Source organism: Dactylosporangium maewongense (genome assembly GCF_039531485.1).
Lineage (GTDB): Bacteria > Actinomycetota > Actinomycetes > Mycobacteriales > Micromonosporaceae > Dactylosporangium > Dactylosporangium maewongense.
This window is the reverse complement of sequence record NZ_BAAAQD010000009.1, coordinates 347372-363299: the sequence shown is the minus strand read 5'-3', so window position 1 is coordinate 363299 and position 15928 is coordinate 347372. Positions and strand designations below refer to the sequence as shown.

General features: G+C 72.8%; 14 protein-coding genes. 8 read left to right on the top strand and 6 right to left on the bottom strand.

Going from position 1 to position 15928, the window contains the following annotated elements:
• Positions 1–193: 193 nt before the first annotated feature.
• From ABD332_RS24295 to ABD332_RS24285, 3 genes are all read right to left on the bottom strand, one after another.
• Positions 194–1096, bottom strand: coding sequence for an aminoglycoside phosphotransferase family protein (locus ABD332_RS24295; RefSeq protein ID WP_344504373.1), 903 nt, complete (start codon positions 1094–1096; stop codon positions 194–196).
• Positions 1093–2136 (bottom strand): LacI family DNA-binding transcriptional regulator, encoded by a 1044-nt coding sequence (locus ABD332_RS24290; RefSeq protein WP_344504372.1) that lies wholly within the window; start codon positions 2134–2136, stop codon positions 1093–1095. Before ABD332_RS24290 ends, ABD332_RS24295 begins: the two co-directional genes overlap by 4 nt.
• Before the next feature lie 115 nt (positions 2137–2251).
• Positions 2252–5719, bottom strand: coding sequence for a galactose-binding domain-containing protein (locus ABD332_RS24285; protein WP_344504370.1), 3468 nt, complete (start codon positions 5717–5719; stop codon positions 2252–2254).
• A 255-nt stretch (positions 5720–5974) separates the two neighbouring features.
• Between ABD332_RS24285 and ABD332_RS24280 the strand changes: the two genes are divergently transcribed.
• Positions 5975–7378, top strand: a complete 1404-nt coding sequence (locus ABD332_RS24280; RefSeq protein WP_344504369.1) for a GH1 family beta-glucosidase — start codon at positions 5975–5977, stop codon at positions 7376–7378.
• Positions 7379–7414: 36 nt separating this feature from the next.
• Here the strand turns inward: ABD332_RS24280 and ABD332_RS24275 are convergent, their stop codons facing one another.
• Positions 7415–7861, bottom strand: a complete 447-nt coding sequence (locus tag ABD332_RS24275; RefSeq protein ID WP_344504368.1) for a response regulator — start codon at positions 7859–7861, stop codon at positions 7415–7417.
• 94 nt (positions 7862–7955) lie between these two features.
• Between ABD332_RS24275 and ABD332_RS24270 the strand changes: the two genes are divergently transcribed.
• The 5 genes from ABD332_RS24270 to ABD332_RS24250 all read left to right on the top strand — a co-directional run bounded on the left by ABD332_RS24270 (position 7956) and on the right by ABD332_RS24250 (position 10782).
• A complete protein-coding gene (locus tag ABD332_RS24270; protein ID WP_344504367.1) occupies positions 7956–8294 on the top strand; it encodes an STAS domain-containing protein in 339 nt (112 codons plus the stop codon).
• Between the two features lie 34 nt (positions 8295–8328).
• Positions 8329–9186 (top strand): zf-HC2 domain-containing protein, encoded by an 858-nt coding sequence (locus ABD332_RS24265; RefSeq protein ID WP_344504366.1) that lies wholly within the window; start codon positions 8329–8331, stop codon positions 9184–9186.
• A gap of 146 nt (positions 9187–9332) precedes the next feature.
• Positions 9333–9578 (top strand): hypothetical protein, encoded by a 246-nt coding sequence (locus ABD332_RS24260; protein WP_344504365.1) that lies wholly within the window; start codon positions 9333–9335, stop codon positions 9576–9578.
• 77 nt (positions 9579–9655) lie between these two features.
• Complete coding sequence (locus ABD332_RS24255; protein ID WP_344504364.1) at positions 9656–10219, top strand: TetR/AcrR family transcriptional regulator; 564 nt, start codon at positions 9656–9658, stop codon at positions 10217–10219.
• A gap of 8 nt (positions 10220–10227) precedes the next feature.
• Positions 10228–10782: a DUF4865 family protein gene (locus tag ABD332_RS24250; protein WP_344504363.1), complete on the top strand. Its 555-nt coding sequence runs from the start codon at positions 10228–10230 to the stop codon at positions 10780–10782.
• A 38-nt stretch (positions 10783–10820) separates the two neighbouring features.
• On the opposite strand, the gene ABD332_RS24245 is transcribed toward ABD332_RS24250, so the two are convergent.
• Complete coding sequence (locus tag ABD332_RS24245) at positions 10821–11270, bottom strand: DUF309 domain-containing protein (RefSeq protein WP_344504362.1); 450 nt, start codon at positions 11268–11270, stop codon at positions 10821–10823.
• Between the two features lie 32 nt (positions 11271–11302).
• On the opposite strand from ABD332_RS24245, the gene ABD332_RS24240 reads away from it, so the two are divergent.
• Complete coding sequence (locus ABD332_RS24240) at positions 11303–11566, top strand: hypothetical protein (protein ID WP_344504361.1); 264 nt, start codon at positions 11303–11305, stop codon at positions 11564–11566.
• A 16-nt stretch (positions 11567–11582) separates the two neighbouring features.
• On the top strand, positions 11583–12062 hold the full coding sequence (locus tag ABD332_RS24235) for a phosphotransferase (protein ID WP_344504360.1): 480 nt from the start codon (positions 11583–11585) through the stop codon (positions 12060–12062).
• 4 nt (positions 12063–12066) lie between these two features.
• Here ABD332_RS24235 and ABD332_RS24230 read toward each other — a convergent pair whose 3' ends face one another.
• The gene (locus tag ABD332_RS24230; protein WP_344504359.1) at positions 12067–15858 is read right to left on the bottom strand and encodes a SpoIIE family protein phosphatase; all 3792 of its coding nucleotides are present in this window, start codon (positions 15856–15858) and stop codon (positions 12067–12069) included.
• Positions 15859–15928 lie beyond the last annotated feature (70 nt).

Genomic DNA, 15928 nt, shown 5'->3' with positions numbered 1-15928 from the left:
CGCTCTCCGTAAGGGAAGTTTCCCGCTGGTACCGGACGGTGTCAACAGCTTGCGACGGGTTGACGAAGAAGATCCGAACGGGCAGACTCGAACCATCTCGGAGAGCGCTCTCCGAGCGGTGGAATACCTGCCCATCACGCCCTTCCGGCAGCTCCCGGCGCGCGTCACTGACCAGAGTCGTGGCGCGCCCCGGTTACCGCCCGTCCGGGAGCAGCACCTGGTCCAGCGCGTGCGCGCCGATCGCCGCCATGGCCGGGTTGTCGGCGGAGCTCGCCGCGATGGCCGAGCCGATGCTCAGCGCCCAGCCCCGCGCCCGCCGCCACGTCGCATCGACCGTCGCGTCCTCAAGCGGCGCCAGCGCGGCGTAGGTCTCCCGGAACACGGCCCGCCCGGCGGCGTCGAACACCATCCAGGCGGCGGCGAGGTCGGTGGCGGGGTCGCCGGAGGTCAGGTCGCCGAAGTCGATGAGCGCGGCGAGCCGGCCGTCGTCGCCGGCGAGCAGGTTCGCCGGGTGCGGGTCGGCGTGCAGCCACACCGGCGGGCCCGTCCACGGCGGCGCGGCCAGGGCCTCCCCCCAGGCCGCCGCGAGCCCGGCCGGGAAACCGCCGCCGGCGAGGCGTTCCCGCACGGGTTCGGTCCGGTCGCTCAGCGGCACGCCGCGGAAGGCGTTCGGCGGCGCGTCCGCGGGCGCGGGGACGTGCAGCGCGGCGAAGGTGTGGGCGAGGTCCGCGGCGAACGCGACCCGCTCCGGCACGGGCACCGCGGTGGCGGGGTGGCCGGGCAGCCACGGGTTGATGCTCCACGGCCACGGATACGACCCGGCCGGCTCCCCCACCGCCGCCGGGACGGGGACCGGGACCGGCAGCCGCGGTGCCAGGCGCGGCAGCCAGCGCTGCTCGTTGACCAGCAGCGGCACCGCGACGGCGCGCCGCGGCAGCCGCACCGACCAGGCGGTGCCGAGCCGGTAGACGGCGTTGTCCCAGCCGTTGGCGACCAGTCGCAGCGGGCCGTCGAAGTCCGGGTGCTGCGTGCGTACCAACGCCGCCACCAACGACTCGGAGACCGCCACCTCGGCGGCGGGAGTGCCGGCCGTCATGCGGACTGGCGCACGACGAGCTTCGGGTCGAAGATGACCGACTCGACGCGCAGGGAGGGATCGTCGATGCGGGCGAGGACCAGCCGGGCGCTCTCCGCCGCCATGTCCTCCAGAGGGTGCCGGACGGTGGTGAGCTGCGGCCGGGCGTCGAGCGCGGCGCTGCTGTCGTCGAAGCCGACGACCGCCACGTCGTCGGGGACCCGCAGCTCGCGGCCGCGCAGCGCCATCACGGCCGCCTGGGCCATGACGTCGTTGGCGACGAACACGCCGTCCAGCTCGGGCTGCTGGTCCAGCAGCTCCAGCAGGGCGGTCTCCCCCGACTCGTAGGTGAAGCCGCCCTCGACGGTGGGGAACCAGGCGTGCCCGTGCCGGGCGAGGGCCTGCCGGAAGCCGGTGAGCCGGTCCTGGCTGGCGGGGACGTGCGCTGGGCCGGTGATCATGCCGAGGCGGGTGCAGCCGCGGCCGATGAGGTGCTCGGCGGCCAGGACGCCGCCGGCGTCGTTGGCGAGGTCCACGTAGCTGATCGGCACCGGCTGGGCGGGGCGGCCGACGAGTGCCGCGGCGATCCCGGCCTCGTAGAGCTGGCGGGGCAGCGTGTCGTCGGGGTGCAGCGACAGCACGACCGCGCCGTCGGCCTGGCCCTGACCGAGGTCGCCGACGAGCCGGCCGCGGGCCTCGTCGGTGCCGACGATCTGCAGCGCGAGCTGGATCCCCCGGGGGCGCAGGACCGACATGACGCCGCCGACGATCCGGCCGAAGAACGGGTCGGCGAAGAACCGGCGCATGAAGGGGTCGTCGTCGTGGCTGACCGAGTCGGAGACGACGAGGGCGACGGTCCCGCTGCGGCGGGTGACGAGCGACCGGGCCGCACGGTTGGGCACGTAGCCGGTGGCGTCGACGGCCTGCCACACGATCTCGTGCAGCTTCGGGTCGACGTTGCGAACACCGTTGATGACGCGCGAGACCGTCGCCCGGGAGACGCCGGCGGCTTCCGCGACGTCTTCAAGGGTGGGCTTGCGGGCCGAACGTGGATCGCTCATGGCCGGTTTTATAGCACGGAGCATGGAGAGCGCTCTCCACTACATAGCATGAAATTCGCTGAAAAATACAGACGAAAGGGCGGGCGGCAGACGCCGCCCGCCCGAATCGCGTGACTTACCGGTACACGCCGAACTCCCAGAGCGAGTACCCGTAGGTGGTGGCCCGGGCGGTGCCGTTCATGCGCACGTAGCGGGCGTTGCCGTTGACGTTGATCTCGTCGAAGCCGCCGTTGCCGGTGGTCGTCGAGTAGATCGTCGTCCAGTTGTTGTTGTCGTCGGACGTCTGGATCTGGTAGCCGGTCGCGTACGCCGCCTCCCAGGCCAGGAAGACCTTGTTGAAGGTCTGCTTGCTGCCCAGGTCGACCGTGCACCACGCGGTGGCGACCCACTCCGACGCCCAGCGGGTGCCGTAGTTGTTGTCGGTCGCGTAGGACGGCAGCTGCGGGCCGTTGGTGCCGGTCGGCTGGTAGGTCGACGCGGTCACCGTCTTGCCCTGGGCGATGTTGGTGCCGGCGATGACCGGCGGGACGACCTTGAACGACTTCGTCTCGATGCCCACGTTGCCCTGGCCGTCGAACGCGTAGACGTACACCTTCCACACGCCGAGGGTCTCCGGAGCGGTCACCGTGAAGGTGGAGCCGTTCTGGGTGAAGTTGACGTTGCGGAAGCCGGTGTTCCCGGTGATGTGCTTGTCGCTGATCATCACGTTGTACCGGATGGTGTCGTTGTTCGGGTCGGTCGCGGCGACGTTGACGGTGAACGTGCCACCGGCCGGCACGGCGGTCTGGTTGCCGACCGTCATGCTGGTGATCTCCGGCGCCGTGTTGGCCAGCGGGGTGCCGGTGTACGCCTGCTTCAGCGCGCCGTACCCGAGCCGGCGCCAGCCGCCGCCGTAGGTGTTGAGCCAGACGCCACCGAAGTCGTTCTCCAGGCCGTAGTGGAACTCGGTCGCGCCGAGCGCCACGCCGGGGTGCCCCTTGATCGCGTTCCAGCTGGCCGTGTAGCCCGCCCGCTTCTGCAGGTCGGTCGGCTCGCTCGGCACGCCGTTGACGTCGTTGGGGACCTCCCACTCACCGGACGGGCCGGCCTCGGTCACGACGTACGGCTTGGTGTAGCCGCCGGCGATCCAGTCCGGCTTGATGTTGTTGATCGCGCCGTAGGAGTTGACCGCGAGCAGGTCCAGCGCCGGGGAGTTGTTCTTGTAGTACGGCCACGCGCCGGTGTACGCGTCGGTCGAGGTGACCGGGTGGTTCGGGTCGGCGGCGTGGATCGCGACCGCCAGCTCGTTGACGAACTTCGCGTACGCCACGCGGCGGGCCTCGACCGTCGCGGCGTCCAGGCCGTGGTCCTGCATCGTGAGGATGACCTCGTTGCCGACGTCCCACATCAGCACGCCCGGGTTGTTCTTGAGCGCGTTGACCCGGTTCACGACCTCGGTCTTGGTGGCGTTCTTGTACGCGGTGTCGTTGACGTAGTCGGCGCCCTGGTTGAGCCAGTGCCCGACGATCACCTTGATGCCCTGCTGCGCGGCCCGGTTGAGCAGGGTCGGGGTGTTCGCGTCGTCCACGCCCCAGGTGCGGATCGTGTTGACGCCCATGTTCTTCAGGTCCCGCATGTAACCGTCGGCGGCGGCCTGCGGCGGGCCGTAGGTGAGGCCCTTGACCTCGTACGGCTGGCCGTTGACCTGCAGCTGCCAGTTGCCCTGCGAGCCGGTGACCTTGACGACACTCGGGCCGGCCGGGGTCGCCGGGTCGGTCATCGCAGTCGGCACGGTGCCGGTCTGCTTGGACACGGAGACGGAGTCCACGGACAGCACGCCGCCGGAGGTGGTGTCCGGGGTCGGGGTGGTGAAGCCGGCGATCGCGTTGGGCAGCGAGCCGCCGATGGACAGGTCGAGGCGCAGGTAGAAGCCGTGGTTGACGGCCGCGTTCCACGCGGTGACGCCGACCTGGCTCTTGCGCACGATCCAGGACTGCTTGCCGTCGAGGTAGAAGCGGATCTCCTCGTCGGTCTTGGTCCGGTCGATGACCTGGGTGTACTCGTGGTAGCCGGTCTGGCAGCCGGTGCAGCTGGCCAGGCCCGAGGTGCGGCCGTTGTACTCGCCGCACGGCCCGTCGGGGGCGGTGCCGCAGTGCAGGGTCTGCGACAGCTGGCTGCGGCCGTTGACGTCCATCATGATGTCGGTCTCGCCGACGGACGGCCAGTTGGTGTAGTTGCCGCGGTAGGCGGCGCCGGTCGCCCGGAACGCCGGCCAGTAGCCGGCCGCGTTGGCGACGTCGGGCTGCTTGAGCACGGCGGTGAACTTGACCTGCTCGCCGGCCGCGGCCTGGAAGTCGGTCCGCTGGGTCTCCAGGCGGCCCGAGGTCCACGTGCCGCCGCCGTCGCGGATCGCCTTGATGTTCAGCTTGCCGGCACCGTCGAGGTACACGTTGGCGGTGGAGGCGCTGGCGGTCTCGACCTCACCGGTGCCCCAGTTCGCGGCGCCGCCGGGGAACTGGGTGCCGGTGCGCAGCAGCCAGTTGGCCGCGTTGGGCGAGGTGTTGGCGGCACCGTCGAAGTTGTCGCTCCACACCGGGGTCCAGTTGGGGTCCTGCGACGGCGGGGTGCTCGGCGACGGGCTGGTGCTGGTCGGCGGGGTGGTCGTGGTGCCGCCGCCGGTGGAGATCTTGAACTCCCACAGCGAGTACCCGTAGCCGCCCGGGCGGGCGGTGCCGTACATCCGCACGTACCGGCCGGCGCCGGTCACCGGGATCGTCTGGGTGCCGCCGGTGCCGGTGCTGGTGGTGTAGACGTCGGTCCAGCTGGTGGCGTTGTCGGAGACCTGGATCTGGAAGGCCTTGCCGTAGGCGCCCTCCCACTGCAGCACGACCTGGCAGATGTTCTGCTTGCTGCCGAGGTCGACCTGCAGCCACTGCGGGTCGCTGAACTGGCTGCTCCAGCGCGTGCCGGCGTCACCGTCGACCGCGGCGGAGGCCGGGTTGCCGGCGCCCTCGACGCTGGAGGCGGTGGCGGTCTTGCCCTGCGCGGCGTTGGTCCCGGTGTTGCACGTGCCCGGGTTGGTGGTGCCGTCCAGGGAGCCGTACACCTTGAACTCGTACAGCGAGTAGCCGTAGCCGGTGCCGCGCTCGGTGCCGCTCATGCGGACGTACCGGCCGGTGCCGGAGACGTTGAGCGTCTGCGTGCCGCCGGCGCCCGTCGTGGTGGTGTAGATGTCGGTCCAGGTGCTGTCGTTCGCCGACGTCTGGATCTTGAACGACTTGCCGTAGGCGCCTTCCCACTGCAGCACGACCTGGCTGATGGTGGCGGTGCCGCCGAGGTCGATGCGGATCCACTGCGGGTCGCTCCACTGGCTGCTCCAGCGGGTGCCGGCGTTGCCGTCGTTGACGAAGCTGGCGGCCACGTCGGGAGCCTGGTCCGACGACGACGTGACGGGCTTGCCCTGCGAGATCAGGCTGTCCGCGGCGCGCGCGAAGGGCGCGACCACGACAGCGATGGCTGCGACGACGGCGGCCACCAGGATGATGCGCCATCGCGAACTGAGCAGTCTCCGCCAGGCGGGGGCGGAAGCGTGTGCCGGATGCACGTGAGCTCCTTGCTGAGGGGTGTGGAGGCGCGGCGGGCGGTTTGGAGAGCGCTCTCCGATAGGTCGCAGTGTTGCCCCGTGGTTTCCCGCGTGTCAAGAGTGGCGGACTTCTTTGCGGGCAATTTGCCCGTTTTGCGAAGAAGCACGCCACGCCGCACCTTGACACCCGTACACGCGACGTCGCAGTCTGGTCACACGGCTTGGAGAGCGCTCTCCAAGCCTCCAATTTGTCGCACGGGGAAAGTGGTGGTGGGTGTGAGCACGACAGCGGTGCGGACCGCGACAGAGGTCCTGACGTTCCCGTCGAACTTCTGGTGGGGCGCGGCGACCGCCGCCTACCAGATCGAGGGCTCCGTGGACGCCGACGGCCGCACCCCGTCGATCTGGGACACCTTCGCCGCCCAGCCGGGCCGCATCGACAACGGCGACACCGGCGCCCGCGCCACCGGGCACTACGAGCGCTACCGGGGCGACGTCGCGCTGATGAAGGACCTCGGGCTGTCCGCGTACCGGTTCTCGATCGCCTGGCCGCGGATCCGCCCGGCCGGCGGGTCCGGCGTCAACGAGGCCGGCCTCGGCTTCTACGACCGGCTCGTCGACGAGCTGCTCGCCGCCGGCGTCCGGCCGGCCGCGACGCTGTATCACTGGGACCTGCCGCAGGAGCTGGAGGATGCCGGCGGCTGGACGAACCGGGACACCGCGCTGCGCTTCGGCGACTACGCGGCGGCCGTCGCCGCGCGGCTCGGCGACCGGGTCGCGCTGTGGAACACGCTGAACGAGCCGTGGTGCTCGGCGTTCCTCGGATACGGCACCGGCGGGCACGCGCCGGGCCGGCGGGGACACCTCAACGCGCTGGTCGCCACGCACCACCTGCTGCTGGCGCACGGGCTGGGGGTCGCGGCGCTACGGTCGGCGGGGGTCACCGGGCAGGTGTCGGTGGCGCTGAACGCCGGCGCGGTGCGCCCCTTCACCGACGCACCGGCGGACGTGGACGCCGCGCGGCGCATCGACGGCCTGCTGAACCGCATCTTCTTCGACCCGATCCTGCGCGGCGCGTACCCCACGGACACCATCGCGGACATCGCGGACATCACCGACATGTCGTACGTGCGGCCCGGGGACCTGGAGGTCGTGTCGCAGCCGGTCGACGCGGTGTGCGTCAACTACTACCAGCCGGACCTGGTCAGCGCCGCCACCGACGGGACGCTCGACGAGGGCACGCCATACCCGACGGCGCAGCACGTCCGCTTCCACCCGACGCCGGGCCCGGTCACGCACATGGGCTGGTCCGTCGACCCGACCGGCCTGCGCGACCTGCTCCTGCGGATCCGCCGTGACTACGGCGACCGCCCGATCTACGTGACGGAGAACGGCGCCGCCTACGACGACCGCCCCACCGCCGACGGCGCGGTCCACGACCCCGAGCGCATCGCCTACCTGCGCGGCCACCTCGCCGCCGTCCATGAGGCCATCACCGCCGGCGTCGACCTCCGCGGCTACTTCGCGTGGTCCCTGCTGGACAACTTCGAGTGGGCGTTCGGCTTCAGCCGCCGGTTCGGCCTCATCCACGTCGACTACGACACGCTCGCCCGCACCGTGAAGTCCTCGGGCCGCTGGCTCGCCGAGTCCATCACCCGCAACGCCATCGACGCCCCCTGACCCCGTTTCCGCGATCCGGCGCGCGGGTCTTCCGGATCAGGCGTTCGCGTTGCGGCGGACGCTGATGTAGAACGTCTCGATCCGGCGCACGACGTGCATGAGGCTGGCGAAGTCGACGGGCTTGGCGATGTACGTGTCGACCCGCAGCTCGTGACTGCGCAGGAAGTCCTCCTCCGCGCGGGAGCTGGTCAGCACCACGACCGGGATGTCGTTGAGCGCCGGGTCGGCGTGGATCGCGGCCAGCACCGCGCGGCCGTCGACGCCCGGCAGGTTGAGGTCCAGCAGCACGATGTCGGGGCGGGGCGCCGTGGCATAGGCACCCTCCCGGCGCAGGAACCGCAGCGCGTCGGCACCGTCGGCGCAGACCGTCAACCGGTTGGACACCTTGTGGTCGGCGAACGCCTCGCGCGTGATGAGCACGTCGCCCGGATCGTCCTCCACGAGCAGGATCTCGATCGGCACGCCGGCGGGCGAGTCGTCCACGGGTCCTCCCAACAGCATGTTCCGGCCCAACGATAGCGTCCGGCGCAAGACCGGCTACCGTCATACCGCCACTCAACGATGCGGAGATTGCCTGATGACGTTCCCGATCTCGACGTTCGATGGGCACACCGTGGTCCGGGCGGACGGCGAACTCGACGTCAGCACCGCGCCGCGGCTGCGCGAGGCGATCACGACCGCGCTCGACGAGGGCTCCGGCACGGTGATCGTCGACCTGACGACCGTCACGTTCATGGACTCCACCACCCTCGGCGTGCTGATCGGCGCCCACAACCGGGTCCGCGAGAGCGGCTCCGGCTCGCTGCGCCTGGTCTGCCCCGAGGAGCGGATCCGCCGGGTCTTCCGGATCACCGGGCTGGACAACGTCTTCCCGCTCTTCGACACCGTCCCGGACGCGGTGAACGCCGCCGGATGACCTGCGGGGCGCCTCCGTCTGGCACCATCGGGTCGTGGAACGTTGCGCTGCCTTCCGCGAGGCGCTGTCGGCCCGCCTCGACGGTGAGGACGAGCCGATCGAGGCCGCCCTCACCGACGCGCACCTGCGCCGCTGCGCCGACTGCCGGGCCTGGCACGCCGACGCGGTGACGGCCACCCGGCTCTTCCGGGTCCAGCAGGTGCCCGCACAGCCGGCCGGCGTGGACGACCTCCTCGCCGCCCTCGACGCCCACGGAGTGCTTCCGGCGGCCGATGTACCCCCTGCGCCCGCCTCCGGTCTCCGTCGGCGGCTCGCCCTGCCCGCTTCCTGGATTCGTGGCCGGATCGGCCGGGCCCACGTCGTCCTGGCGCTGCGCGTGCTGCTCGGGGGCTTCGGGGCGGCCCAGTTCATGCTCGGCATCGCCCAGGTGACGACCGCCGCCACCGCCTCCGACCTGCACGGCGACGGCGCGGGCCACCTGTGGCACGAGTCGGCCGCCTGGAACGTCGCGATCGGCGCCGGCTTCGGCTGGATCGCCAGCCGCCGCGGCCGCCCCGCCGGCGCGCTGCCGATGCTGACGGCGTTCGTCGGGCTGCTCGCGCTGCTCAGCGTCAACGACCTGCTCGCCGGACGGGTCGAGACGGAGCGGCTGCTGAGCCACGCGTTCGTCCTGGCGGGGTACGCGATCGTGATCGCCCTGACCCGTCCCGCCCTCGACCCGGGCTTCTTCGACGGCGGCTCCTCGACCTCGGGCTCCGGCGGTTCTTCGGGCGGCTCCGGCGGCGCTTCCGGCGGCCCCGGCGGCGCTCATGGCGGCGCTGCGCCGCGGCGGCCGTTGCGGATCGTGCCCGGGCAGGCTACCGCGCACGTCACCGACCGCGAAGCCGCCTGACCCTCACCTGACGCTTCACCTGGGCGCCGCTCGCGGCGCCTGACGCCCATCCGACGCGTGTCGAGGCTCACCGCCCATCCAGCTGTGATGATCTTTCTGAATCGATACAGTAGACGTCAGAGAGACCAGACCAGAGGAGAAGCCAGATGCCCGCACAGACCACGGCCAGCCGCGTCCGCAACGCCGTCACCAGCCGCTTCGAGGCGCGCCGCGCCCGCAGGGCCCTCGCCCGGGAGATCGCCGCCTACCGCACGCCCGCCGAGCGCCTCGAGCTCGACCTGATCCTCGGCCGCCACACCGCCGACGAGACCCGCGAGATCGACGAGATCCTCCGCGCCCAGGCCGCCGCCGAGCGCTCGACGTTCCAAGCCATGCCGGTCGACCGCACCTAACGCCACCGCGAGCGGGAGTGGCACCACGCCGCTCCCGCTCGCCTTCGCGACATGCTGTACCTACTAGTATGTACAGCATGGACGCCGCCGAACGCCTCGTCGAGAGCACCCGGGCACTGTTGTGGGAGCGCGGCTACACCGGCACCAGCCCCCGCGCCATCCAGGAGCGCGCCGGCGCCGGCCAGGGCAGCATGTATCACCACTTCCGCGGCAAGCCCGACCTCGCCGCGGCCGCCATCCGCCGCACCGCCGACGAGCTGCGCTCCCGGGCCCGCGACCAGCTCGCCGCCCCCGGCCCGGCCCTGGCCCGGATCGAGGCCTACCTGCGCCGCGACCGCGACGTGCTCCTCGGCTGCCCCGTCGGCCGCCTCACCCAGGACCCGGACGTCCTCGCCGACCCGACCCTGCACGCCCCGGTCGCCGAGACGTTCGACTGGCTGTGCGCCGAGCTGTCCGCCGTCCTCGCCGAGGGAATCACCGCAGGCGAGCTCTCCCCGGCCCTGGACCCCGACGACACCGCCGCCACCATCGTCGCCACCCTCCAGGGCGGCTACGTCCTGGCCCGGGCGGCCGGCTCCAGAGACCCGTTCGACCGCGCCATCCAGGGCGCCCTGTCCCTCCTGAAGGCGGCGACCCCCTGATGCATGCCATGCAGTACGAGCTGACGCTGCCCGCCGACTACGACATGCGGATCATCCGCACCCGCGTCCGTCTGGCCGGCCCGGTCCTGGACGACCGCCACGGCCTGGCGCTGAAGGCCTACCTGATCCGCACCCGCGGCGTCGACGACTCCCCCGTCAACCAGTACGCCCCGTTCTATCTCTGGAACTCCCCCACCGCCATGACCCACTTCCTCCTCGGCGGCGGCGGGTTCCAGAACATCGTCCGCGACTTCGGCCGGCCACCCGTCTCCCACTGGACGGCTGTCGCCGCCACCCAGGGCGCCGCCGCGACGACCCCGCCGCTGGCGGCCTCCCGCCACCTCACCCCGCTGACCGCCGACACCTCGATCGAATCCGCCGTCGCGGACCTGCGGTCCCTGGCCGCCCGCCCGGACCTGCACACCGCCGCCCTGGCGTACGACCCGCGCTCGTGGCACCTGGTGCGCTTCGCCCTGTGGCGCACCGAGGTCCCGCCCGACCAGGCCGGCGAGCGCTATGAGGTCCTGCACCTGTCGGCGCCGGAGCCGGCCGCGGTGCTGTGACGGCTGGGCGTTCGCGGCGCTCGCCGCAGCCGCGGCGCTCACCGCAGTCGCGGCGCCGGGGCGTCGGGTGGGACGGTGCCGGCGACGACGCCGCGGGCCCAGGCGACGAGGCCGGGCGCGTCGATGCCGTGCGGGGCGGGGATCTGGGCCTCGATGCGGTCGGCGGCGCGGGTCAGCAGGCGGTGGCCGCCGGTGGGGTTGCCGCGGTACAGGTGCGTCAGGCCGACGGCGAGCTGCGCCAGCCCGCGCCACAGCTCGCGATCCTCGGCGGGGGCGCTCTTCCAGGCGGCCTCGAGGACCTCGTGGGCGTGAAACGGGCGGCCCGCGTCGAGCAGCTCCTGCGCCAGGGTCAGCGCGGCGTCGGGGGTGGCGTCGACGTCGTCGGGCATCGTCGGGATGCCCTCCGCGCCGCGCGGAAGGGGGCGGCCGAGGCCGTCGCGCGGGCGGGCGCTGCGGGCCCGGCCGGCATCGTCGCGATCACGATCCATATCCACCAACGTAGTGGTGCATGATGGATGGCGTGACGCAATGGGAGTATGCGCGGCTTGAGTATCGGGCGGCTGGGACGCTGGGCACGGACAAGTTCGAGGACTGGGACGCGGTGTTCCACCACCCGGGTGGGGTGCAGCGGTGGGGCACCGACGAGCGGTACAACGACCTGCGCCACCTCAACCGGGCTGGTGCGGAGGGCTGGCAGGCGTATGACCGCGCCGCGCTCGTCGTCGGGCAGCCGCACCGGCTCCACGCCGTCACCTACTCGCTCCGCCGGCCGATCCAGCGCTGAGTGCGGGCGCTCCTCGATGCGCACTGGGGTCACCGTCGACGGCGAGGTCGCGATGGACTGGGTCGACCCCGGCGCCGCGCACCTCGGGCTGCGGCCGTGGCTGCGGGAGGCCGTCGCCGGGGCAGTCCACGCGCTGCACGCGCAAGGTCCGCTCACCGAGGGGCTGCTGCACGCCGACCCCGCGCCGGAGGCCTTCGTGGGCGGAGGCCTCATCGACTGGGGCGTCGCGTTGCGCGGGCCGCTCATGTACGACGTGGCCTCCGCCGTCATGTACCTGGGCGACGCCGCCGGCGCGTTCCTCGACGCGTACGGCCGGGCCGGGATCGTCCCCGCCGGCGAGCTGCGCGACGCGCTCCCCGTGCTGCTGCGCTTCCGCCACGCGGTGCAGGCCGACTACTTCGCCCGCCGCATCGCCGGCGACGACCTGACCGGCATCGCGGACCCGGCGGAGAACGAGAAGGGCCTCGAGGACGCCCGCCGCGCGTTGTGCGCCTGACGCGTCAGATCATGCGCATGCACCAGACGGCCTTGCCGTCGGCGGTGGGCCGGGTGCCCCAGCGGTCGCACAGCGAGGAGACCAGCTGGAGGCCGCGGCCGTGCTCGTCGTCCGGGGTCGGGCGCTGCTTGCGGGGCAGGTAGGTCGCGGTGTCGTGCAGCTCGAGGACCACGTGGGTGCCGCCGTTGCGCAGGCGGAGCTGGATGGGCGGGCGGCCGTGCAGCACGGCGTTGGCGGCGAGCTCGCTGACGACGAGGACGAGGTCGTCGACGACGCGGGACGGGGCATCCCAGCGGCGCAGGGTCGTGGCGACGAACTGGCGGGCGGTGCGCACGGCCCGCTCCTCGGCGGGGATGTCCTGGACGACGGACCGCTCCTCGCCGGGCTCGGCGACGACCCGGGCCAGCAGGACGGTGATGTCGTCGTCCGGGCCGTCGGGCAGCAGCGCGTCGACGAGCCGGTCCGGGACGTCGGCGAGCGGGCCGGTCAGGGTGCCGACGTGGGCGGCGAGCGCGTCGATGCCCGTGTCGAGGTCGCGGTCGCGGTGCTCGACGAGACCGTCGGTGTAGAGGGTCAGCAGCGCCCCGACGGGCAGCTCGACGCGCTCCTCGCTCAGGGTCAGCGGGCCGGTGCCCAGCGGCGGGCCCGAGACGGTGAGCGGGCGCACGGCGCCGCCGGGCAGCAGGAGCAGCGGCGGCAGGTGGCCGGCGTTGGCGTACGTGAGGCTGCGCTCGCCCGGGTCGTACACCGCGTAGACCACCGTGACGATCTGGTCCTCGCGCAGGTCGCGCACGACGCCGTCGAGGAACTCCAGGACGTCCGCGGGCGGCAGGTCGAGCCGGGCGTAGGCACGGACCGCGGCCCGCAGCTGGCCCATCACCGCGGCCGCCGGGACCCCGCGGCCCATGACGTCGCCCATGACGAGGGCGGTGCGGTCGGCGCCGAGCTCGATGACGTCGTACCAGTCGCCGCCGACCTGCGTGCCGGCGACGCCGGGCCGGTAGTAGGTGGCGACCTCGAGGTGCTCGGGGTCGAACGTGAGCGGTGGCATGAGGCTGCGCTGCAGCTCGTCGGCGATGCGGTGCTCGCGGGCGGCGGCCTCCTGCAGGCCGCTGGCGGCGGCGAGGGCCTGCTCGGCGCGGCGCTGCTCGGTGACGTCCTGGTTGGAGCCGCGCAGCCGGACCGGAGCGCCGGCGGCATCGAGCTCGAGCTCGCCGATGGTGCGGAAGACGCGCAGCGAGCCGTCGGGCTGCAACACCCGGGCCTCGTAGTCCAGCGGCTCGCCGGCGATCGCGGCGGCCATCGCCGCGTCGACGAGCGCGCGGTCGTCGGGGTGCAGGAGGGCGTTGGTCGCATCGCGGGCGGCGGGGTCGAGCAGCTCGGCGGCGGTCATGCCCATCTGCCGCTGGAACTCCTCCGAGCCGTGGATGTCGCCGGTGGCGAGGTCGAGCTCCCAGCTGCCGACGGATGCGAGGCGCTGCGCCTGGTCCAGCAGCTCGCGGCTGCGCTGGAGCTCGTCGCGGGCCCGCCGGACCCGGTCGAACTCGAGGTTGGCCCGGACCCTGGCGCGCAGCTCCCGCGGCGAGAACGGCTTGATGAGGTAGTCGTCGGCGCCCGCGTCGAGGCCTTCGACGGTCGCCTCGTCGCCGGCCCGCGCCGACAGCATGACGACCGGCAGGAGCGCCGCGGTGCTGTCGGCGCGCAGGGCGGCGACGAGGCCGAAGCCGTCGAGCTCGGGCATCATGACGTCGGTGAGGATGAGGTCCGGCCGGGTGCCGCGCAGCAGGCGCAGCGCCGCCATGCCGTCGGACGCCTCGACGATCTGGTAGTCGGCCTCGAGGATGGTGCGGATGTAGTCCCGCATGTCGCTGTTGTCGTCGACGACCATGACCGTCGGCGCCGTCGAGTGCACCGGCGTGGCGGACGGCGGCGCGGGGACCATCCACCGCTCGACCTCCGCCAGGAACCCGGGCACGACCCGGTCCGCCGCCGACTTCCGGTCGGCCGCGTCGTGCGCACCACCGGCGGCACCGGCGGCGGCGCTCTCAAAGGCCTCGTCGGCGGCGGTACCGGAAGCGGTGTCCTGCGCGGTGCCGGCGGCAGGCTCGGGGGCGAACGGGAGCCTGACGGTGAACGTGCTGCCGGCGCCGGGCGCGCTGTGGACGCCCGCGGTGCCGCCGTGCAGGGCGGCCAGCTCCGCGACCAGGGCGAGGCCGATGCCGGAGCCCTCGTGGGTGCGCGAGGGGGTGCCCATGATGCGGTGGAAGCGGTCGAAGAGGTTGGCCTGGTCGGCGGGGTCGATGCCGACGCCCGTGTCGGTGACGCTGAGCTCGGCGGCGCCGCCGACCTCGGCGACGCGGATGGTGATCGAGCCGTCGAACGTGAACTTCAGCGCGTTGGACAGCAGGTTCAGCGTGATCTTCGCCCACATCTCCGGGTCGGCGAGGACGGGCCGGGGCAGCGGCGGACAGTCGATGACGAGGTGCAGGCCGGCGCGCTGGGTGGCGGTGTCGAACATGCCGGCCAGCTCGGCGGTGGCGGCGGCCATGTCGAGCGGCTCGAAGCGCGGCTCGACCTGGCCCGACTCCAGCTGCGAGAAGTCCAGCAGGGTGTTGACGAGCTTCAGCAGCCGCTCGGCGTTGCGGTGCACGACCTCGACCCGCTCGCGCTGGCCCGGCGGCAGCGGCCTGGCCTGGTCGGTGAGGGCGTCCTCGGTCGGGCCGAGCAGCAGCGTCAGCGGCGTGCGGAACTCGTGGCTGACGTTGGTGAAGAACGCCGTCTTCGCCCGGTCCAGCTCGGCGAGGGACTCGGCGCGGCGGCGCTCGGCCGCGTAGGAGCGGGCGGTGCCGATCCTCGCCGCGAGCTGCCCGGCGATGAGGTCGACGAAGCCGGCGTACGCGGAGTCGAACGGGCGGTAGCGGTTGAGCCCGACGGCCAGGAAGCCGTACGGGCGGCCGCCGCCGGGCTTCGGCAGCGGGACGAGACGCACCTCGGTCGGCGGCTCCTCCCACGCGCCGGTCGGCAGCTCGGTGTAGCCGCCGAGGGTCAGCGGGGCGCCCCGGGCGAGCTCCGCCACGGGCCAGAACGGCCCGGCATCAGGGTCGAGCACCGCGGGCGCCGCCGGCGCGCCGGGCTGCACGCCGGTGCTGCAGGCGAGGTGGGCGGTGTCGGCGTCCTCGTCGAAGAGGTACGTGAGGGTGAAGGGCAGATCGTCGGCGCGGGCCCCGAGGTGCCGGACCACGGCGCGGAAGAGGTCCTCCTCGCTGTCACCGGCGGTGTCGGCGCCGAGGTCGCGCAGGGTCGTCATGCGGCGCTCGCTGATGACGCGGTCGGTGTCCTCGCTGACCACGCAGAGCATCCCGGCGATGACCCCGTCGTCGTCGGTGAGCGGGCTGTAGGAGAAGGTGTGGTAGGTCTCCTCGGTGTAGCCGCTGCGGCTGAGGAACAGGCGCAGCGCCTCGTCCCAGGTGGCGTCGCCGGTCTGCATGACGGCGGCGATCCGCGGGCCGATCTCGGGCCAGATCTCGGCCCACACGTCGCGGGCCGGCTTGCCCAGGGCCCACGGGTACTTCTTGCCGAGGGTGTCGCGCCGGTAGGCGTCGTTGCAGAAGAACGTGAGCTCGGGACCCCACGCCATCCACATCGAGAACCGGGAGCCGAGCAGGATCCGCACGACCGAGCGCAGGCTCTGCGGCCAGCTCGCGGGCTCACCCAGCGGGGTCGCCGCCCAGTCGACCGCGCCGAGGTCGCGGCTCACCTCGGAATCGTCGGACGTCGACCAGGCCGCCTCACCCACCCGACCAGCGTACGCAGAGAACGGGGCTCGCACACCGCGCCAGTGCGCCATCGGCGGGTGCGGCCGCCCC